Annotated in this window: 17 protein-coding genes; 4 read left to right on the top strand and 13 right to left on the bottom strand. The window is 60.1% G+C overall.

The genetic code is table 11. The annotated features are described in order from the left end of the window. Positions 1 to 47: 47 nt before the first annotated feature. Entirely contained in the window at positions 48 to 416 is a 369-nt protein-coding gene (locus ACQK2G_RS17660) for a DOPA 4,5-dioxygenase family protein (protein WP_425406354.1), read from the top strand. 21 nt (positions 417 to 437) lie between these two features. Here ACQK2G_RS17660 and ACQK2G_RS17655 read toward each other — a convergent pair whose 3' ends face one another. The 8 genes from ACQK2G_RS17655 to wrbA form a co-directional block, all read right to left on the bottom strand. After that, a complete protein-coding gene (locus ACQK2G_RS17655) occupies positions 438 to 1,955 on the bottom strand; it encodes an inorganic phosphate transporter (RefSeq protein WP_425406353.1) in 1,518 nt (505 codons plus the stop codon). A 67-nt stretch (positions 1,956 to 2,022) separates the two neighbouring features. After that, positions 2,023 to 2,574: an NUDIX hydrolase gene (locus ACQK2G_RS17650; RefSeq protein ID WP_425406352.1), complete on the bottom strand. Its 552-nt coding sequence runs from the start codon at positions 2,572 to 2,574 to the stop codon at positions 2,023 to 2,025. 80 nt (positions 2,575 to 2,654) lie between these two features. Further along, positions 2,655 to 4,631, bottom strand: a complete 1,977-nt coding sequence (locus ACQK2G_RS17645; protein WP_425406351.1) for a tetratricopeptide repeat protein — start codon at positions 4,629 to 4,631, stop codon at positions 2,655 to 2,657. Positions 4,632 to 4,680: 49 nt separating this feature from the next. Further along, complete coding sequence (gene msrB / locus ACQK2G_RS17640) at positions 4,681 to 5,130, bottom strand: peptide-methionine (R)-S-oxide reductase MsrB (RefSeq protein ID WP_425406350.1); 450 nt, start codon at positions 5,128 to 5,130, stop codon at positions 4,681 to 4,683. Positions 5,131 to 5,215: 85 nt separating this feature from the next. Then, the gene (locus ACQK2G_RS17635; protein WP_425406349.1) at positions 5,216 to 5,764 is read right to left on the bottom strand and encodes a TetR/AcrR family transcriptional regulator; all 549 of its coding nucleotides are present in this window, start codon (positions 5,762 to 5,764) and stop codon (positions 5,216 to 5,218) included. A 226-nt stretch (positions 5,765 to 5,990) separates the two neighbouring features. Then, complete coding sequence (locus ACQK2G_RS17630; protein ID WP_425406348.1) at positions 5,991 to 6,674, bottom strand: gamma-glutamylcyclotransferase; 684 nt, start codon at positions 6,672 to 6,674, stop codon at positions 5,991 to 5,993. 64 nt (positions 6,675 to 6,738) lie between these two features. Beyond that, entirely contained in the window at positions 6,739 to 7,740 is a 1,002-nt protein-coding gene (locus tag ACQK2G_RS17625) for a glutathione S-transferase family protein (protein ID WP_425406347.1), read from the bottom strand. A gap of 45 nt (positions 7,741 to 7,785) precedes the next feature. Further along, positions 7,786 to 8,385 (bottom strand): NAD(P)H:quinone oxidoreductase, encoded by a 600-nt coding sequence (gene wrbA / locus ACQK2G_RS17620; RefSeq protein WP_425406346.1) that lies wholly within the window; start codon positions 8,383 to 8,385, stop codon positions 7,786 to 7,788. A gap of 130 nt (positions 8,386 to 8,515) precedes the next feature. Here wrbA and ACQK2G_RS17615 point away from each other — a divergent pair, with 130 nt between their 5' ends. Then, positions 8,516 to 9,403, top strand: coding sequence for a LysR family transcriptional regulator (locus tag ACQK2G_RS17615; protein WP_425406345.1), 888 nt, complete (start codon positions 8,516 to 8,518; stop codon positions 9,401 to 9,403). Between the two features lie 21 nt (positions 9,404 to 9,424). Here ACQK2G_RS17615 and ACQK2G_RS17610 read toward each other — a convergent pair whose 3' ends face one another. The 3 genes from ACQK2G_RS17610 to ACQK2G_RS17600 all read right to left on the bottom strand — a co-directional run bounded on the left by ACQK2G_RS17610 (position 9,425) and on the right by ACQK2G_RS17600 (position 14,004). Then, positions 9,425 to 10,603, bottom strand: coding sequence for an MFS transporter (locus tag ACQK2G_RS17610; protein WP_425406344.1), 1,179 nt, complete (start codon positions 10,601 to 10,603; stop codon positions 9,425 to 9,427). Positions 10,604 to 10,621: 18 nt separating this feature from the next. Then, positions 10,622 to 12,427 carry a gamma-glutamyltransferase family protein gene (locus ACQK2G_RS17605; RefSeq protein ID WP_425406343.1) on the bottom strand — a complete coding sequence of 602 codons (1,806 nt, stop codon included), beginning with the start codon at positions 12,425 to 12,427 and terminating at the stop codon, positions 10,622 to 10,624. Positions 12,428 to 12,594: 167 nt separating this feature from the next. Next, positions 12,595 to 14,004 carry a malonyl-CoA decarboxylase gene (locus ACQK2G_RS17600; RefSeq protein ID WP_425406342.1) on the bottom strand — a complete coding sequence of 470 codons (1,410 nt, stop codon included), beginning with the start codon at positions 14,002 to 14,004 and terminating at the stop codon, positions 12,595 to 12,597. A 147-nt stretch (positions 14,005 to 14,151) separates the two neighbouring features. Here ACQK2G_RS17600 and ACQK2G_RS17595 point away from each other — a divergent pair, with 147 nt between their 5' ends. Then, a complete protein-coding gene (locus ACQK2G_RS17595) occupies positions 14,152 to 15,306 on the top strand; it encodes a CaiB/BaiF CoA transferase family protein (RefSeq protein ID WP_425406341.1) in 1,155 nt (384 codons plus the stop codon). 48 nt (positions 15,307 to 15,354) lie between these two features. Beyond that, positions 15,355 to 15,669: a DUF1491 family protein gene (locus ACQK2G_RS17590; protein ID WP_425407663.1), complete on the top strand. Its 315-nt coding sequence runs from the start codon at positions 15,355 to 15,357 to the stop codon at positions 15,667 to 15,669. 1 nt (position 15,670) lies between these two features. On the opposite strand, the gene asnB is transcribed toward ACQK2G_RS17590, so the two are convergent. After that, complete coding sequence (gene asnB / locus ACQK2G_RS17585; protein ID WP_425406340.1) at positions 15,671 to 17,497, bottom strand: asparagine synthase (glutamine-hydrolyzing); 1,827 nt, start codon at positions 17,495 to 17,497, stop codon at positions 15,671 to 15,673. A gap of 32 nt (positions 17,498 to 17,529) precedes the next feature. Next, positions 17,530 to 19,494 carry a 6-hydroxymethylpterin diphosphokinase MptE-like protein gene (locus ACQK2G_RS17580; protein WP_425407662.1) on the bottom strand — a complete coding sequence of 655 codons (1,965 nt, stop codon included), beginning with the start codon at positions 19,492 to 19,494 and terminating at the stop codon, positions 17,530 to 17,532. Between the last annotated feature and the right edge of the window lie 51 nt (positions 19,495 to 19,545).

The raw sequence follows: 19,545 nt of genomic DNA, 5'->3' as shown, positions 1-19,545 counted from the left end.
TTGCTTTGGACGGGTGAACACCGATGAAATGGAAAGGAATTGCTGATTTGTCTGCAGAAGAGCAGGGGATCGAGGCGAGGTCCGCGAACGATATTCAAGGGTGGCATGCCCATGTCTATTTCGATCCGGAGAAGGCGGTTCAGGCCGACAAGCTCCGGACCGCGATCTCCGAGCGGTTCGATATCAAAATGGGACGCTGGCATGAAAAGCTGGTCGGCCCGCATCCGCGTTGGAGCTATCAGGTCGCCTTTTCGCCGGAACAGTTCGGACCATTGGTTTCATGGCTGTCGCTGAACCGGAATGGCCTGACCATTTTCATCCATCCGGAAACCGGCGACGATCTGATCGATCACACCGCCCATACGATCTGGATGGGGGAGATGCTGGACCTGAACCTGGACATGTTCCGGACGTGAGGCCGCGGGCGGGCGGCTGATCTACAGGGCCAATTGGATCGTCAGATACAGAATCGCCGCGATGAAGGCGGTCGCGGGCACCGTGACGATCCAGGCGGCGATGATGGTCAGGAAATGGGACCGGCGGACCAGCTTCCGGCGCCTCTGTTCGGCGGAGGAAACATAGTCCTCGTCAGGGTAGGAACGGCGGACGAGCGCTTTTCTTCTGCTGCTTCTTCCGGTGAAGGCTTCGCGAAAGAACCCGATACCAAAGACGGCGCCGATCGCGATATGCGTTGAACTGACCGGCAATCCAAGCCAGGAAGCGACGATGACGGTTAGGGCTGCGGAAAGCGCCACGCAATAGGCCCGCATCGGGTTCATTTTTGTGATCCGAATGCCGACCATTCGAATCAGGCGTGGACCGTACAAGAACAGCCCCAGGCTGATCCCGAAAGCGCCGATCAGCATGACCCAGAGGGGGATCTCCACGGTTCGGTCAATGTCGCCGAACTGGGTTGCGTGCAGAATTGCCGCCAGGGGACCGATCGCGTTGGCCACGTCATTTGCGCCATGGGCAAAGGACAAAAGGGCGGCCGCGCAGATCAGAGGAATCCGGAACAGGCGTTTGAGCGATTGGCTGCGGTTTTCCAAACCTTCGGATTGTCGGCGAACCACCGGTTTCATTACGGCCCATGTCAGAACGAAGATCGTGCCCGACAGCACAGAGACCGATAACAAGTCCGGTTTCCAGATCCGTTGAAAACCCTTGATCGCGAGGTAATAGGCGAAAGCGCCCGCCATCACGGCGACCAGCACCGGTATCCATTTGCGTGCCGCTTTGATCTTGTCGGGGACGTAGATCAGATTGAGTTCTATGAAGGCCAGGATTAGTGCGGCGATCATGCCGCCAAGGATCGGGGAGACTACCCAGCTGGCGGCGATCGCACCCATTGTCGGCCAATTGACCAATCCAAATCCGACGGCGGCGATACCCGCCCCGATGACGCCTCCGACGACTGTATGGGTCGTCGATACAGGCGCGCCGAGTACGGTGGCGAGGTTTACCCAAAGGGCGGATGCCGCCAGGGCCGACATCATGGCCCATATGAAGGCGTCGCCATGGGGCGCCTTGGCGGGGTCGATGATTCCCGTGGAAATCGTCGACACGACGTCGCCGCCCGCAAGCATGGCGCCGGCGGTCTCGAAGACGGCGGCGATCAAAAGCGCGCTTGGCAGGGAAATGGCTCGTGCACCGACCGCCGGACCGACGTTGTTGGCGACGTCGTTGGCGCCGATATTCAAGGCCATGTAACCGCCGATCACCGCGGCGGTAACAATCAGGACATTGCTGGTGCCGATGCCGGTGTAGAACAGGGCCAGCGTTCCCGACAAAACCAGGAACAGAAATGCCAGAGCGGGCGGCGCCGTGCCTGAATTCAACGACCTGGCAGCCGCCTCGATATGCGTGAGCTTTTCGAGATCCTTGTCCAGGCTGCCTTTCCGTGGGCCGGACTCGACGTTGCCCCGGTTGGAGGGATGTTCCGGTTCAGCAGACATGTCGGCAACTGCGGCTGCCATGCCAGGAAAAAGGCATCAGGGGAGAACGGGACACGGCCTACCTGTCCTACAAGCCAACCATGTTGGCCAGGGATCGGACGAACGACGGTGCCGGTGCCCGGTTCGCGCGTTCGTTGCCGGTATCGAAATACGCGAGCAGGTGATCCAGCGTTTTCGAACCGATGGAGCCGACCAGCCGCGCTGCGCCCTGGTCGTCCAGCAGTTCCTGCGCTTCCTGCAGTGAAAACCAACCGAAGTTCCGTTGCCCGCGCTCCCGCCAGTCCAGCGAATGATGCGTGACCAGCATCGGGTAGACGGAGACATGCGAAGTGATGTCGTAACCGCCCTTCATTCGTTTCTTGTATGTATAAGCGCCGATCGCCCGGTTCGATACATTGCCGGCCAACCCTGCCTCTTCCATCGCCTCCATCATTGCCGTGGCGTTGAGAGGAATGTCATCTTCCGGCCAGCCCTTTGGCAGTATCCAGCGGCCACGGCGACGCGACGTCAGAAGCAGCAGTTTCGCTTCCTCCCCAATCACCACGAACGGCAGGACGGCAACCTGTTTCACGCTCTTGGACGGGAATAGCAAGTTGCCGATATCGATCTTCGAAATCATACGCTTTCATAAGCGGATTTGCGCAATTTCACAAATCTGCAACAAATTGAGAATTCAAGGTTCTTTGCCTGCGTACACGCTCAAACTTGCAGCGAGTCTCGCAATTTGTCACCGATCGATTTGAGAGGAGCACGCCAGTCCTCCTCAACCGTACGGGTCGTGACGTGGACGGACGGATACCATGGGTGGCGGTCCGTTCCCAGCAGTACCCATTCGTTCTTCGGCACGATCGTGAAGGCCCGCGCGCCGACGGCGCCGGCCATATCCATCAATGAAGTCGGTGCCGTGACAATCGCGTCCAGCCCGCAGAGCAGGGCCATGAGGTCGTCGATATCGTCCCTCAAGTCGATATCATCCCAACGATGAAGCGAAATGCCGGTATCCTGTTCCAGGCCCCTCACCTCGGCATCGATGTCCCCGTATTGCAGCGCGATGAATTCCGCCGGCAGGCCGCTCAGAAAATCGTGCCACTGATCCAGGTGAGACAGGGTCTCGGCCCGCCGCGCCGTCGACAGCCCACTACGCCAGGCGATACCGATTTTCGGTTTCGTGCCCAGCCGGTCGAGGCGCTCTTGCCATTTCATCCGTAGCCCGTCATCCGCGGCCAGGAAGGCGGGACGGTTAGGAAAGGACCCAATGGTCGGTCGCATTCTGGCGGATATCTGACCGAGAGATAGTTGAAAATCGACGCCGCTGATTGCCGTGGACATGGCGGGGGCTACTTGTACGCCGTCTTGCTGCGCGAATGTGCGGGCGAAGATATCGGCAAGACGCGGGTCACATTCGACGACCGCCTTCCCACCCGCCAAGGGGCCGGCCGCCAGCTCATCCAGAAAATCGGGAAGGCTCTCGGCGAAGCGGATTTCGTCACCGACTCCCTGCTCGGGCCAGATCAACAGGGTCTTGCCCGACAGGGGGTCGCCATTCCACGGCTTGGCCGTTTTGCGTCGGTCCGGCCGTCGCTCCCCGCAATCGAAACCTGCCTCATATCGGCGCCATGCCTCAGTCAAATCGCCGTCCTTCTGCGCGGCTTGCGCGAAGAGCGCCAGCGACAGGCCGAAATCGTGACGTGCCCCGTCCTTGGCCGCGGTAAGTGCCGCACGGAAATAGTCCTCTGCCTCTGCTGGCGCGCCTATGCGCATTTTCAGATGTCCCAGGTTGCCGGCTGCTTCCGACCCGTCGGGGAGCAGACTGCGTGCTTTCTGGAAAGCCTCCTCTGCCTCCGCGTATTTGAGCTGTCCGAGCAAATTGTTCCCGAGATTGTTGTGGGCGGCGTGGTGCCCCGGCATCAGCCGGATCGCCTCGCGCGCGGTGGCTTCGCCTTCGACAAAACTGCCATTCTGGAAATGCAGCGAGGACAGATTGATCAGCGCCGGCACATTGTCGGGCTGCGCGGCCAGCGCGACGGTGAAGAGTTCCTCCGCTTCTTCGATCTTTTTGTTATGCTGCAGGATGACGGCAAGGTCGGTCGCGACATCCGGGTTGTCGGGTTCCAGGGCCAGGGCGCGTCTGAACAGGTCTTCGGCCTCTTCAGCTTCACCGGTCCGGAACAGCGTACCGCCTAGATTGATCACTGCCTGCGTGTAATTGGGATCAATCTTCAACGCATCGCGGAATTGCCGAACCGCCTCCCTCACCTTGCCCTGTGACTTCAACAGGGCGCCCAGATTGTTGCGGATCTCCGCGTTGCGCGGCTCCAGACGCTGTGCCTTGCGGTAGGAGCGTTCCGCAACGTCTTTCAGGCCGGCGGCGTCTTGGGCAAGCGCCAATGTGGCTAGAATATTACCGGCTTTCGGGGCCTTCGCCGCCGCGGCGGACAGACTGTCCAATGCAAGTTGAAGGTTACCGGTCTGATAAGCCAGCGCGCCGCGCAGATGCAGGGCGTCCGGATTGCCCGGGGATGCCTCGAGGACACGCCGGATCATCCGTTCGGAATCGGCAAATTCACCCTTTTGCTGATGGGCGAGGGCGGCGTTCAGGACCGCCTGGATTTGCGGGGTGTTCTGTTGCTGTTTCCCTTTGGCGTTCGCGCGCCGCTGCTGGCGGTTCAGGGCCATGGTTCTCCCTCGGTGACCTCGGGGCGGCGCGCTTTGGTCAAGGGCCGCTCTATTCGTCTTTTTTGAAGTCCAACGCGGCGGAGTTCATGCAATACCGCAATCCGGTCGGTTCCGGACCATCGGGAAAGACATGGCCCAAATGCGCGTCGCACCGGCTGCACAATGTTTCGGTTCGACGCATCAGGAAACTGAAATCGTCTTTATCCGTCACGGCACTTTCGTCTACCGGTGCGTAGAAACTAGGCCATCCGGTACCGGAATCGTATTTCGTCTCGGACCTGAAGAGGGGCTGGCCGCAGCAGATGCAATTATACGTGCCAGCCTCCTTGTTGTCCCAGTATTCACCGGTGAAGGCGCGTTCGGTCCCGTGTTTCCGGGTGACCTTGTACTGTTCCGGCGTCAGCTGTGCGCGCCATTCGGCATCGGTCTTCACGACCTTGTCCTGGCGGCCGTCGGCCGGTGCGCTTTCCGAAGACGATTTCTTGAAATTGCTGAACATGAGATTCTCCGCGGCGAAAAATGAGGCCGGCCGGCTTGCGTTTCGCGCAACGCGGGGCACGGCCCCTACCGGCATTCACCTTGTTTTACGCCGCCTTCGTCTCTCCGGCACTTAAAATTGCCGTTAGCGTCGTGCTGGCGTCACGCAGCACCCCGCCGTCGTCGGAGACGGAATCCAGCGTCGTGATCCCGAACAGTGCGCTCATCAGCATTCTGGCTGTCGCCCGCGGGTCCAGGTCGGCGGTGATGGACCCGTCGATCTGCCCGCGGCGCACTGTCTTGTAGAGATGATCCTCGACCGTGGCGGCGGTTACGGCCACGCGCCGGCGAATGCTTTCGACCGGCGGCGACTCGCTCACGATCCGGACGGAAAAACAGGATTTCGGAAAGTTGTCGTCGTTCAGACGTGTGACCAGATGATGATAAAAGTTCTTGATACCTGTGAGCCCGTCGCCTTCATCGAGACGCGCCATGAGTGGCCCGAGCAACTCGGTCTCGTAAAGGTCGTATGATTTGAGGAAGAGGTCTTCCTTCTTCCCGAAACAACGATACAGGCTGGGCTTCAGGACCCCCGTCTTGCTTTCGATTTCATCCATGGAGGTTGCACAATATCCCCCCTGCCAAAACAAAAACATGACAGTCCTAAGAACGGCCAACTCGTCAAAACTGCGAGGCCGCGGCATAACCAAAACTCTCCCAAACGCACTTGTTTTACAGTGATTGTGACCGTCAGATCACACACCTTTTATAACATGCTCATAAAGAATGTTGGGGTAGCCTGCAACACCTGCCACACTTTCTTGGATGGGCATGCCAATAAAGTGCTGAAATATTGCTATTTTTCGCAGGTTCGTCCGAATACTACGGTTTGGGACCACCGTTTTCGCGTTGCAGGGCAATGACGCGTTTCCGGACCTGATGCAGATAACGGTCGGGCACGTTCATTTTGTCCAATGCCTCGACGGTGTTGAACAGATAGTCGGCGCACGTGCCCAACGGGCCTTCGGCGGTCGCTATGCTTTGGGCGACCTTCTCGATCGGGATCTTGCAGGCGTAGCGCGGCTGATCCCTTTGAATGACAAAGGCGATCGCATCGACAGTTTCGTTGCCGCTGCGCAGCTTTACCCAGGTCGGTTTATAGGAACCGGTTGGCATTTCCCGCGCCCAAACGACATCCAGTTCCTCTTCGATCTGGTCTTTGTGCAGTTTGAACGCCATGCCATGACAGCTTCCGCCGCGCTCCAACCCGAGGATCAATCCGGGATTGTCGGGTGATCCGCGGCCTAGCGGCGTCCATAGACAGAAGGCGCGATGATAGCCGTATAACAGGGCATGTGCCGAGCGCTCGAAATGGAAAGCCGGATTCCAGATCAGCGAACCGTATCCGAAGACCCAGATGTCATCGCTCGGCCGGCGTGCCAATACCTCGTTACGGGATTCCAATCGTTGTTCAGCGGTCCATCGATCAATGAGTCCCTTGCGGCACCCTTCCTGCAGCAGCTTCTCAACGATGCCGTTCTTGATCGAATCCCTGTTCAGAACCAACGTTCAACTTCCCGGTCACATATGGCGCCCGTCGATACTGTTCGAGGCAGGACACCGCCAGTCGCTAGGAGGCCATGGCCGTACCCACGATGCGGTCGCGGTCATGCGGTGCGCCAAGGTCCAAATCCGGCCCCGCCGGGACAATCCCTGTCGGATTGATCGTGGCGTGGCTGCGATAATAGTGATTTTTGATATGGTCCAAATTCACCGTGTCGGCAATCCCCGGGATCTGAAACAGTTCCCGGACATAGGAGAACAAATTCGGATAGTCCGCTATGCGCCGGATATTGCATTTGAAATGTCCGACATAGACCGGGTCGAACCGGACAAGTGTGGTGAACAGGCGCCAATCGGCTTCGGTGATACGGTCGCCGATCAGATAGCGCTGGCGGGAAAAGCGATCTTCCAACTGGTCCAGCGTGTCGAACAGGGTGGTGACCGCTTCCTCATAGACATTTTGAGCGGTCGCGAAACCCGCTTTGTACACGCCGTTGTTGACGTCGTTGTAGATCTGCTCGTTCAACGCATCGATTTCCGGGCGTAGGGGGGCCGGATAGTAATCTCCGGGTTTCGCGCCGACGCTGTCGAAGGCGCTGTTGAACATGCGAATGATTTCGGCGGATTCGTTGCTGACGATCGTGCCGGTCTTCTTGTCCCAAAGGATCGGTACGGTCACGCGGCCGGTATAATCCGGATCGGCGGCGGTATAAATTTGATAGGCGAATTCCGCACCGTGGATCGGATCGCCGATTACGCCCGGAAAGTCGTCTTGAAATGTCCAGCCGTTGTCGAGCATCAGCGGACTGACGACGGAAACGCCGATCATGTCTTCCAGCCCCTTCAGCGCCCGGAAAATCAGGGTTCGGTGCGCCCAGGGACAGGCGAGCGAGACATACAGGTGGTAACGGCCGGGTTCCGCCTTGAAGCCGCCTTCGCCGGTCGGGCCGGCAGACCCCTCGGCGGTGACCCAGTTGCGGAAGACGGATTCCTTCCTGACGAAGCGGCCACCGGTGGATTTCGTGTCATACCACTTGTCCACCCATTTGCCTTCAACCAGCAATCCCATTGTCTCGCTCCTCTGTGCCTGGTTCGGTTTTGTCGTTGCCTGAAGTCAGGCGGCCAGTTTTTTTGCCAGGGTCGCGACATGCGCCCCCTGATGTCTGGCGATGGTCAGTTCCGTCTCGCTGGGGCTGCGCGATCCGTCGGGTCCGGCAATCGTTCCGGCGCCGTAGGGCGATCCGCCGCGCGGTTCGGAGATATCCGTCATCGCGTCTATCGTGTACGGCGTGCCGGTGATGACCATGCCGTGATGGGCCAGCGTCGGCCAAAGCGACAGGATGGTGGTCTCGTTGCCGCCGCCGGTGCCCGTCGAGGTGAAGACACTGCCGACCTTTCCGACCAGGGCGCCCTTCATCCACAGGCCGCCGGTCTGATCCAGGAAGGTCCGCATCTGGCCCGGGACATTGCCGAAGCGTGTGGGCGCGCCGAAGATGATCGCATCATAGTCGCCCAGTTCCGCGGGTGAGGCGAAGTCCGCCGCCTGATCCGTCTTCGCGCCGGCATTCGCCAATTGCTCTGCCGTCATCGTATCCGGCACGCGCTTGACGGTGACCTCAATGCCGTCGACCGACTGTGCGCCTTCCGCCACCGCCTGGGCCATGGTTTCGATATGGCCATACATCGAATAATAAAGAACCAATACCTTGGTCATTGAAGTCGCTCCTTGGAAATGGCCGCTGCGGCCGAATTGTCTGTTGGTTCTGATGTAATGGATGGACTTGGGAAAACAATTCGGGTAATTGGAACCTGATTGTTTCTAATTGTGGACAATGGGGCGTGTGATGGATGACATAAACGCGTTTCTGGTTTTCGCCCGCGTCGTCGAGGAAGGCAGTTTCACGGCCGCCGCCGAGAGGTTGGGGGAGTCGAAGTCCGCGGTCAGCAAGCAGATCGGCCGGCTTGAAGACAGTCTGGGAACCAGATTGCTGAACCGTACGACGCGCCGAATGAGCCTGACCGAGGCGGGCGCTATCTTCTATGACCGTGTCCGCCGCGTGGTCGAGGAAGTGGAGGAGGCACGGGTCGCGGTTTCACAACTTCAAGCAACACCGCGCGGGACATTGAGGGTTTCCGCCCCGGTGAGCTTCGGCATTTCCCACATCGCCCCGATTCTGCCGGACTTCATGCGGCGATATCCGGATCTGCAGGTGGATATATCGCTGACAGATCATCAGGTGGATCTGGTGGATGAGGGGATCGATGTCGCGGTGCGGATCGGTGCCTTGACCGATACCAGCCTGATTGCGCGCCGAATTCGCGACTATAACCGTCTGATTGTGGCGTCACCGGACTATTGGCGCAAAAACGGCATGCCGGAACATCCCTCGGCGTTGAGCGATCACAACTGCCTGACATATGCCTATTTTGCGAGTGGCCGGACCTGGCGCATGCATGACCCGGATGGCGGTGAAATCGCGGTCCGTGTCGGCGGCAGCATGAACGCGAATAATGGGGAAATCCTGCTGCGCGCCGCGGAAGCCGGCCTCGGCATCATCCAATCACCGATCTTTCTATGCGAGGAAGCCGTGGCCGCGGGAAGGCTTGTCCCCGCGCTGCAGGATTTCCGGTTCGAGCCTGTCGGCCTGCACGCGGTTTTTCCGCATGCACGGAACCTGTCCACCAAGGTCAGGGTCTTCGTGGATTTCCTGGTGGAGCGGTTCAACCGCTAGACAACCCAAGCCCGGCCTTGGTCATGGTTTCGGGATCCAGCGGCGGCCGCGCAGGATGGCGGCGATAAGCACCAGGGCGGAGGCGACCCCCATCACGATCGGCAGACCGGGGGCGCCGATTATGTCCATTGCGCCACCGCCGACTGGTGCGCCGGTCAAGGCGCCGAATTCATAACATAACACGAACACCGCGTTGGCCGCGGCCATGTCTCCACCGGTGAAGCGTCGGCCGATGATGCCGAGCGACACGGCATACAACCCGATGACTGCCGCGCCGCATATCCCGGACAGAATCCAGGTCAAAGGACTTCCGTCCATCACGAATGGCAGGATGGGTGTGACACAGACCGCGACGACGGCCAGCAGGATCAGGACGTGACGTCGGTCCATGACGTCCGACAGCCAGCCGATCGGAAACTGCATCAGCGATCCGCCGAGCAGGAAGGAGGTCATCACCCAGACCGCGTGATGGTCGGTCATCCCGGCGAGAACGGCGAATAGCGGGATCAGGGCGAAGGCCGCGCCGTCGGCCAACCCGATCAGCACGCCGACGGTCATCAGGACCGGTGCGACCCTGAACATGCGCAGTGAAGCTTCCTTGGAGGACGGCAGAAAGACCGGTCCGGACCGCCACGCCGCGAAAAGGGGAAGCAGGGCCAAGCCGAAACAGCATGACATCGCGATGAAGGGGGCATCGCCGCCCAGGTCAAATGTATTCAGCAGGGCGGAGCCGCCGGAGACGCCGCCGATATAGGAAACCACGTAGAAGGACAGAATGCGGCCGCGAATCTTCTCCGTCGCCGCCTGATTCAGCCAGGCATCCGACCCGACCCAATGGATTGCCAAACCGCAACCCATCACCAAGCGCAGGAAGAACCAGAGCCAGTAGCTGTCTTCCAACAGCATGAGCGCTGCCGGAACGGCCGACGCCGCACATCCAATGGCGATCACGCAGGGGGCACCCAGGCGGGAGAGCCAGGTGCTCATATAGGGCGCGACCAGAAGCACACCAATCGAACTCGCGACGGCGTGAAAACCGACGGAGGCGGGGCTTTCCCCCATCAAGTCCAGGCGCAGAGGCAGCAGCGGGAAATAGATGCCAGATCCTACGCCGACCAGCACGTTGTTGATCAACGCACAGACGATACCGAACCCCAGGCGCGGATTACCCGCGGCCCCGGCCCGTGCCGCGGCGCTCATCGCTTTTCCGGCAGCGCGCTAACGTCCGACTGCATATCCCTGCATGCCCCGCGGGTTCGCGCCCGCTTTCACAATACCGTCGTCCCAGCTCACGGCGGATAGCCGGCCTTCCGACCAATCCTCGCCGACGACCAGGTCGTGTCCTTTCGACTTCAATATGTCAAACGTGTCCTGCGAAAAACGACCCTCCGCCATCAGCCTACCCGGCGACGCGTGACGCGGGAAGAAGGAAGAGGGTTGATGTTCCGTATGGAAGGACGGGGCGTCGATCGCCTCCTGCAGGTTCATGCCGTGATGAATATGGCGTAGCAGCATGATCAATTGCCACTGATCCTGCTGGTCTCCGCCCGGCGTGCCGAAGGCCATGTAAGGCTTGCCGTCGCGCAGCACGAAGGACGGGGTCAATGTTGTACGCGGCCGGCGGTTCGGGCCGAGGGCCGACGGGCTCGTTTCGTCCAGCCAGGCCATTTGTCCGCGGCTGCCCAGGCAGAAGCCCAGGGTCGGGATGGTGGGCGACGACTGCAGCCATCCGCCGCTCGGCGTCGCGGAAACCATGTTCCCGTGCTTGTCGACCACGTCGATATGGCAGGTGTCCTTGGCGTGAAGCTTTGCCTTAAACCCGCCGACGCCGACCGTGGGCTCGCCACCGCCGGATTTCGACAAGGCATCGCCCGGTTTCGGCTGCCGCGCGACGGCCGCAGCATAATCGAACGCCCAGCCATGGCCCTCTATCTCGCCGGGGCGGAAGTCCAGGCTTGCATCGGGTCCGATCAGGGCGCGCCGGCGTTCCGCATAGGCGTCGCTCAACAGGGTATCCATCGGGACGTCGACGAAATTCGGGTCGCCGTAGAACATTTCCCGATCCGCGAAGCCCAGTTTGATCACTTCCGCCACGGTATGGACGAAATCTGGGCCCAATGGATCCATGCCCGCGATATCGATGCCTTTCAGCACGGCAAGGTTCTGGAGCAGTGTCGGTCCCTGGCTCCACGGACCGCATTTGCAGACCGTGTGACCGTGATATTCATAGGTCACCGGCTTTTCGTAACCGGCTCTCCACGTCGCCATATCGTCGCCGCGCAGAAAGGCCCCATTCTCCCGGCCCGTCTGGTCGATCGCTGTTTCCTCGCGGCAGAACCGGTCGATTTCCTCGGCGATGAAGCCTTTATAAAAGGCGTTCCGGGCTGCCTCGATCTGCTCGGCCCGATCGGAACTGGCCGCCTCCGCCTCGGCAACCAAGCGCTTCCAGGTCTTCGCGAGGCGTTTGTTCTTGAAAAGGGTCCCCGGTATCGGGACGGCACCGTTCGGCAGGTAAATCTCCGCGGAGGCATGCCAATGTTCCCGCAGCAAGGGTTCGACGGAAGCAATGACATCCGTCGCGCCCTTGACGATCGGATAACCCTTCTTGGCATAGCGGATCGGCACTTTCATCAGGTCGCCGAAACGCATCGTTCCCTGGTCGCGCAGCATCTGCATCCAGGCGTCGAAGGCGCCCGGGACAGTCGCGGCAAGCAACCCGGTTGCGGGCACGAGGTCGATGCCGAGATTCCGGTATGCCTCGATCGTGGCAGCCGCGGGGAAGGGGGCCTGACCGCAGATCACATGCGTCGATCCACTTGAGGCATCGTGGAAGATGATCGGGACGTCGCCGCCCGGTCCGTTCAGATGTGGTTCGACCAGTTGCAGCACCATGCCGGCGCAGAAGGCGGCGTCGAAGGCGTTCCCGCCCAATTCCAGGATTCGCATGGCCGACTGGCTCGCGAGCCAATGGGTAGAAGCCGCGGCGCCGAAAGTGCCGATGATCTCTGGACGCGTCGTGAACATCCGGGATTGTCCTCAGTTGTTTGCCGGCCCGGCCCTGGGCCGGCGCTACAGATGACGGAGCGGGCGTAGTTTAGGCCGATGCGGAACGCGTTCAATCATTGATGCGACGGCAGCGGGAAACACTATGTTTTCCACTGCTTCCCTATTCGCCGGCGGCGGGCGCCGCCCTAAAGAAGTCCGCGTACGCCCGATGATGTCGCCACGAACCCGTTCTTCGCGAACCGTTCATGGTTCTTTTCGATATCGTTCAGCCGGTACAGATAATTGACCATCATGCCGGCGGATTCGCGCATGCCCTTTTCGGAAACGTCGCCCAGCCAATTGATCCGTTCGACTTGTGCGCCGTTGCTCAGATGGAAACGCGCGACCGGATCTACCGGCCGATCCTTGCGCTTCTCCTGAACCAGATAGCGCGCGCACAGCCGCAGCAGGGCGGGGCGCAAAGCTTCGGAAAACTCACCATCCTTGGCCCAGTCCCCGTTGGTCACCGCGCGCAGCAGGTCGCCTTTGCCGAATTTGTCACCAGTCGCCTTCTTCAACCTCTTGCGGTCTTCCGCGGTCAGCAGGTTCGGGTCGCCTTCCGCGATAATACCTTCCAGCCACGGCCTGAACATCGGGATCGGCGAAAGGGTGGAGAAGGCTTTCAGGTTCGGGAATTCACTCTTCAATTCCTCCACAACGCGTTTGATCAGGAAGTTGCCGAAACTGATACCCCGCAAACCCCGCTGGGTGTTGGAGATCGAGTAGAAAATGGCGGTATCCGCGGCGTTTGGATCGATGATCGGCGCGTCTTCGTCCAGCAGGGTCTGAATAGATCCGGCGATCCCGTTCACCAGGGCAACCTCGACGAAGATCAACGGCTCCATCGGCATCCGGGGATGGAAGAAGGCGAACAGCCTGCGGTCGGAATCGAGCCGGTTGCGCAGATCGGTCCAGGACCGGATCTCGTGCACCGCTTCATAGGCGATGAGCTTTTCCAACAAGGCGGCAGGGCTGCTCCAGGTGATCCGGTGCAGTTCCAGGAAGCCGATGTCGAACCAACTGACCAGCAGACGTTCCAGGTCGTGATCCAGGTCCGCGAGATCCGGCGCATCCTTCGTATGTCGCAACAGATCGGCACGCAGGTCGACCAGGAACTTCACGCCCTCCGGCAAGGCGTTGAACTGGGTCAACAGCGATTGCCGAGGCGGTGTGAGGACGTCCTGCAGCGCTTGCCGCGCGCGGGCTTTCTTGTCGGCCGGGGCCTTGTGATAGGCGCCGATCGCCTTTTCCACAGCCTCTTCGTCGGGTCCGAAATGGGTTGCGAGGATCTCCAGGAATCTTTTCCGGCCTACGCTGTCGAGACCCATGTAATATTGGCCCAACTGCGCCGCGCGGGCGCGGGCGGAAACCTCCCCGCCTTCCGAATCGATGCAGGCCCGCATCCGGTCCAACAATTGGTCCGCGGCCTTGCCGTCCAGCTTGGCGGGTATGGCGTCGCTATCCAGCGTCGCGCCCAAATCCTGCCAGACGCGGCGGACACTGTTAACCGTACGTGTCCAGAGTGTTTCCTGAGGTTGGGCTGCTACATCGCTCATTTTGCTGACCTGACCGTGACTTTCACTGCGTCCTGGATTATCTGCTCTTTGCCTATGTTGTGTACGTGCGTAGCATGCGCAACATCACAGAATAAAGACTCCGGCCCAACAATGTTTTCGGGGCAAGGGTAAGTTTGAGGAGGTTGCATGTCCAAGGGACCGTTGGATGGTATTACCGTCATCGATATGACGCGCGTTTTGGCTGGCCCATACTGCACCATGCTGTTGCATGACCTTGGCGCCCGGGTCATCAAGGTCGAAACTCCAGGTCATGGCGACGACGCCCGCCATTTCGGTCCTTATGCCAAGCACGGAAAATCCGCCTATTTCATGTCGCTGAACCGCGGCAAGGAAAGTATTGCGCTCAATCTGAAGGATGACGAAGACCGGAAGGTGTTCGAAGCCTTGCTCGCCAAGGCGGACGTGCTGGTCGAAAACTACCGCGCGGGCACCATGGAAAAACTGGGCTACGGCTGGGACCGGCTGGAACAGGATTTCCCGCAGTTGATCTATGCCGCGGCATCCGGCTTCGGTCAGACCGGCCCTTATGCCAACCGTGCCGCGTACGACATGGTCGTCCAGGGCATGGGCGGAATCATGTCGATCACCGGCCATCCAGGCGGCCCGCCGACGCGTGTCGGCACATCGGTCGGCGACATCACCGCGGGCCTGTTCACGACGGTGGGGGTCAATGCGGCGCTGCTGGAAAGGACCAAGACTGGCAAGGGCATGATGATCGATGTCTCCATGCTGGACTGTCAGTTGGCCATCCTGGAAAACGCCGTTGCGCGTTATGTCACGTCAGGCGCCATTCCGGGGCCGCTGGGGGCGCGGCATCCATCCATTACGCCGTTTGAGGCGTATGAGTCGGGCGACGGGCATATCATCATCGCGGCCGGCAACAACAAGCTGTTCGCCAGTATGGCCGAGGCGCTGGGCAAACCGGAAATGGCGGAGGACCCGCGCTACTTGTCCAACAAGGACCGGGCCGAGCATGTCGACGTCCTGAAGGAAGAAATGGAAGCGGTCCTGAAAACGAACACCACCGAGCATTGGATGCACGAGCTTGAGAAGGCCGGCGTTCCCTGCGGACCGATCAACAATGTCGAGCAGGTCATGACCGATCCTCAGATCCTGTCCCGCAACATGGTCGTCTCCATCGAGGACCCGCAGGAAGGTCATTTCCGCATGGCCGGAAATCCGATCAAGATGTCGGCGCATGCCGACCCGTCGACCCGCGGTCATGTTCCCGATCTTGATGAGCATCGCGAAGCGATCCTGAAGGAGTTGGGTCTCGCCTAACGGCGGACCCGTTTCCCGCCAGTGCCGCGCGACCGCCTTCCAAGCGCCATGTGGGTTTCCGCGACCTTGCGCAGTGTCAATGCGCAAGGGGGCTTCGGCGCGGTCATCAACAAGGGCGAAGGGGAAAGCGGGTCGCTGGTGCTGCGGCTCAACCTGTTGGACGGAACCAGCCGGATCCTGACGGAAACGCGCGACCTGGACGGCAATCTCGGCTGGCTGCCGCCCTTGGGTTCCGACCCGGTGCCGGACGAGAAGGCGGATGCCTATGTCGCCCGGAGCATTGATCGCGACCCGGACATCTGGGTCGTCGAAATAGAGACACGGTCGGGTGAGAACCCATTCGAGGGCAGGGAACTGGGATGAGCTACCAGCCCGACTGGGTGGCGTAGAACATTTTCGCCGAAGCGACGCAAAACAGGAAATTGTCCAATCCTGCCAGGTCCGCATCCGGGCGCATCATGGCCTCGACCTTGTCCCTGCGAACCAGATCGAAGACCGGGCTGTCCATCATCATGAAATCAATCACGTCGGGATCCTCGCGGTTGAGGAGCGACGTGATCGGTGCGTTGAATCCGAATTTCTGGCGCGAGAATAATATCTCGTCCGGCACATAGCCTTCTGCCGCCTTGCGTAGGAGATACTTGCTGAACCCTTCGCGGATCAGCAGGTTGCTCGGAACCGTCAACAGGAAGGAGATCAAGGACCGGTCCAGATAGGCTGTCCGGTTCTCGATCGAGTGGTACATCCAATTCAGATCGCCGCAAAATAGCGTCGCGGGCACCGATTCCCGGGTCAGCTCGTTCAGCATGCGTTTGCGCAGCAGATCGTCGCAGAAAGACTCCTCCTCGAACGGGTCGGCGGCGGGCTGCACCATCAGTTGGTCGATCTCCGGCGCGTTGTGGTGCAGATGCCGACGTTCGTCCGGCGTGTCGACGAAGCGCATCGGATCCTTGAACAGTGGGTTGCGCACGAACTTGCCCATCGATTCCCGCCAGCGCGCGACCTCAGGTTCGAATTCCGCCGTGCCGTGCAGGCCGGCCAGCCAGTAGAGGTAATGATCGTAATAGCCGGCGAAGATCTCGTCCGACCCATTGCCGTTGATCGCCAGTTTGAAGCCTTCCGACGCAACGGTTTCCGTCAGGAAACCTTCCAGAAACATGCCGACGCTCAATACCGGCGCTTCGTAGTGATGCGCCATCCGGCCCAGCCGTTCCAGGAAGCCGCGGCTTTGTACCGGGCGTTCCCGGTGCGGCGCGCCGAGTCCGCGAACCGCGGCGGCGATGAACTGCCGTTCGTCGTAATCCTCCCGGCTTTCCAGCATGGAGAAAGTGTGAAGGTTCTGCTGGAAATGGTGAACCGCGATTCCGGCCACGACATTCGAATCGATCCCACCGCTCAAGGTCAGTGCGATCGGAACATCGGCCCGCAGGCGGATCTTCACCGCGTCGAACAGGCGGTCCCGTACCCCTTCGATGGCTTCCCCTTCGCTCATCGGCTGGGGATTGAAATGCGGAGTCCAATAGGATCGCGGGCGGGGCATCTCGCTATTCGTCAGTGTGACTATACTGGCGGCCGGAAGCGGTTTGACGTCCTCGAAGAAAGAGTCCTGGTGTTTGAAGACGTCGCGGTATCCATGGGCCAGGAAGCGCCTTACCTTTTCATGCCGGATACGGGGCGTGCGGGCACTCAACTGCCTGATGAACTTGATCTCCGATCCGAAGAACAGCCCATCCGGCGTTTCCATGTAATACAGCGGTTTTTCGCCAAAAGGGTCGCGGCTCAGGATTAGCTTGCCGTTCCTGCTGTCGAACAGGGCGAAGGCCCACATGCCCTGTAACCGGTCGACCAGACCTTCGCCCCATTGCCGATAGGCGCGCAGGATGACCTCGGTATCGGAATCTGTCCGGAAGGACTGCCCCAGGGTTTTTAGTTCGTCACGGACCTCGACGTAGTTGTAAATCTCCCCGTTGAAGATCAGTACGCAGCCGTCGTCGATGAAGGGTTGGTTCGAACGGGTTTGCAGGTCGATGATCGCCAGCCGTGAATGCAGCAGCATGACCCGATTTTCGCCAAGATCGTCCTGGAACAGGCCAAGCCCGTCGGGACCGCGCTGGCGCATCATCGCCAACGTGTCTTCCGCGTCGCTACGGGCGGGCGGCGAAGGGCCTATGAAACCGGCTATCCCGCACATTTGTTCCTACCGTCTCGTCCCGCTTGTCATGTCTATTGCGCGCGACGCTCCTCGATCAATTCATCCGTCAGGGCCAGGGCGCGCACCCGCATAGCGCCGACTGCGTCATGCAGGGCCTCGGTGAAGAGTGACATGAATCGGGGACGGTCGTCCTTCGGTATTCGGCGGACCATGAAATAGCCGAAATGCAGGATGGTGGTGATGGTGCCGGAGATCAGCGTATCCACCGCGCTTTTGGTGGAGTATTCGGTGCGATAGGAAACCGGCGCGATCATGCTGCGGATTTCCGCCAGCAAGGTGTCGAAATCAGTCTCAGACGCCCTCTCGCAAAGGGCGCCGAGATTGTCGAACCGTTCGACGAGGGCCGACCGATACTCTTCCAGGCGCTCAACGGGCACAAGCCCGCCGGCCTTAACGTCGGTCAACTCGCCCAGACATTTGTCGACCAGTTCGGGTCCCGGTATTTCCGCCGGCATCGCTTCCAGGGTCGAGGAGACAATCGGTGTTGCATGTTCGAACCGCACCCCGTGCGAGCAATTGAAGAAATGATGGTTGGGGAAGCGGCTGAACAGTGTCTCGAAAAAGAATTTGGTCAGCAGGAAGGGCCGATTGGTGTAGATGGTTCCGCCCATATTACCTGGCTGTTCGATCACGAACGGTTCCATCGCCGCGCCACTCTTCCAATACTCGTCATCCGTTGCATTGTAGACCGAGGCCTTGGCGTGATGACGGTCGGGGTCCGGGGAGCCGAGATCTATCCCGAACAGATAGAACTCATAGAACCCCATGGAGATCGCGGCCCGGATCGCAAGATTGGTCACTGTTGGTCCGGTCATCGACAGAGTATCTTCCTGACTGGCGAGCAATCGGGTGGGAACGACGGTGTCTCGCCAATACAGAATCTTGCGGTCGAACTTGTCCAGAACCGACTGTTTCACCGTATTCGCGGCGATCAGGGGGATGCCGCTCAGGTCATGCTCCCGCGACAGCATGCCGATGATCGTTCCGATATCCTCCACGTTCTCGATCTCGCTATGGAAGTCCGGCACCATTCCCGCCTCCAGCAGAGGCCGCAGGCTGGTGCCGCAGGACATCAGAATTACATTCTCCCTGTTGCGGCGGATATCCTCGATATTCCGGTCAAGCGAAGGTCCGGACCCGACGACGAAGACCGGCATGGGTTTCAGCGGCCGCGGCGTCGGCGCTTCGGTCAGCAGGAAGAAGTCGTTGCGCAGGAAATTGCGGCAAGCCTGATCCAGCATGATCTGTTCGTCTTCGAAGAAACCGTCATTGGCCTCGATGATCGGCATGGCCTCGCGCAACGCGTCGATCGACTTGTCCAGAAAAGGCGACGTGTAGTGCTGATAGATGTAACTGCCGTCGATCATCGGGAATTCAGGGCCGCGCATTTCACGCAGCAGGGTATCGGCGACGGATTGCGCGTCCTTGCTCAAAATAAGATGCAGCCGGCCCCCACGGGCTTTGCAAGCGGCGTCCAGGGCGGTCCAATCCACGGTGTGAAGGCTGTGCAACAGGAATTCCGGATTCTCCTCTACAACCACCAGGGTCCGGAAGGGCAGCGCCTGCTGCAACAGGGGCAAATGCAGGCCGAGGCCGAGGCCGAAACAAACCAGATATCCCGTTTCCGGGTCCGGGGTGGGATTCAGGCTTTGGCCTTGCATGCCGCCGAGGACCTTGCGGATCGCCTCATGACTGAGGAGTTCTGTCTTTTCCGGCACGCCGGTGAAGGTCGAGAGATGCCGGACCGGTCGCTTCAGATAGCTTTCCACCTGTGCGAACGCGGCTTGTGCCGCATCCGGGGTATAGAGCGGGGCGCCGCCTTGCAGCAGATTGGGGCCGCCGGGTTCCTCGGCGGATGTGCGCGTCATGACCGGTTCGCCGATGCGCAGTACCGCGGTGGCCGGTCCGGAAAGACCGGCGGCTTTCAACGTATCCAGATTGGCCAAAAACAGTGATTTTTCCTGCGTTGCCGCCATCGCGCCCAAGGCCGTTTCCGATCCACTTCCTCTCGGTTAGGCCATAGTTCG

Origin of the sequence: Hwanghaeella sp., from assembly GCF_965227365.1 — a bacterium.
Taxonomy (GTDB): domain Bacteria; phylum Pseudomonadota; class Alphaproteobacteria; order UBA8366; family Aestuariispiraceae; genus Hwanghaeella.
Note: the sequence above shows the minus strand (reverse complement) of the source record. Positions and strands in the feature narration are given on the sequence as shown.

Coding starts and splice junctions, on each gene's coding strand:
- ACQK2G_RS17655 (WP_425406353.1), bottom strand. CDS start 1,955: ATGTCTGCTGAACCGGAACATCCCTCCAACCGGGGCAACGTCGAGTCC.
- ACQK2G_RS17650 (WP_425406352.1), bottom strand. CDS start 2,574: ATGATTTCGAAGATCGATATCGGCAACTTGCTATTCCCGTCCAAGAGC.
- ACQK2G_RS17645 (WP_425406351.1), bottom strand. CDS start 4,631: ATGGCCCTGAACCGCCAGCAGCGGCGCGCGAACGCCAAAGGGAAACAG.
- msrB (WP_425406350.1), bottom strand. CDS start 5,130: ATGTTCAGCAATTTCAAGAAATCGTCTTCGGAAAGCGCACCGGCCGAC.
- ACQK2G_RS17635 (WP_425406349.1), bottom strand. CDS start 5,764: ATGTTTTTGTTTTGGCAGGGGGGATATTGTGCAACCTCCATGGATGAA.
- ACQK2G_RS17625 (WP_425406347.1), bottom strand. CDS start 7,740: ATGGGATTGCTGGTTGAAGGCAAATGGGTGGACAAGTGGTATGACACG.
- wrbA (WP_425406346.1), bottom strand. CDS start 8,385: ATGACCAAGGTATTGGTTCTTTATTATTCGATGTATGGCCATATCGAA.
- ACQK2G_RS17615 (WP_425406345.1), top strand. CDS start 8,516: ATGGATGACATAAACGCGTTTCTGGTTTTCGCCCGCGTCGTCGAGGAA.
- ACQK2G_RS17610 (WP_425406344.1), bottom strand. CDS start 10,603: ATGAGCGCCGCGGCACGGGCCGGGGCCGCGGGTAATCCGCGCCTGGGG.
- ACQK2G_RS17605 (WP_425406343.1), bottom strand. CDS start 12,427: ATGTTCACGACGCGTCCAGAGATCATCGGCACTTTCGGCGCCGCGGCT.
- ACQK2G_RS17600 (WP_425406342.1), bottom strand. CDS start 14,004: ATGAGCGATGTAGCAGCCCAACCTCAGGAAACACTCTGGACACGTACG.
- ACQK2G_RS17595 (WP_425406341.1), top strand. CDS start 14,152: ATGTCCAAGGGACCGTTGGATGGTATTACCGTCATCGATATGACGCGC.
- ACQK2G_RS17590 (WP_425407663.1), top strand. CDS start 15,355: ATGTGGGTTTCCGCGACCTTGCGCAGTGTCAATGCGCAAGGGGGCTTC.
- asnB (WP_425406340.1), bottom strand. CDS start 17,497: ATGTGCGGGATAGCCGGTTTCATAGGCCCTTCGCCGCCCGCCCGTAGC.
- ACQK2G_RS17580 (WP_425407662.1), bottom strand. CDS start 19,494: ATGGCGGCAACGCAGGAAAAATCACTGTTTTTGGCCAATCTGGATACG.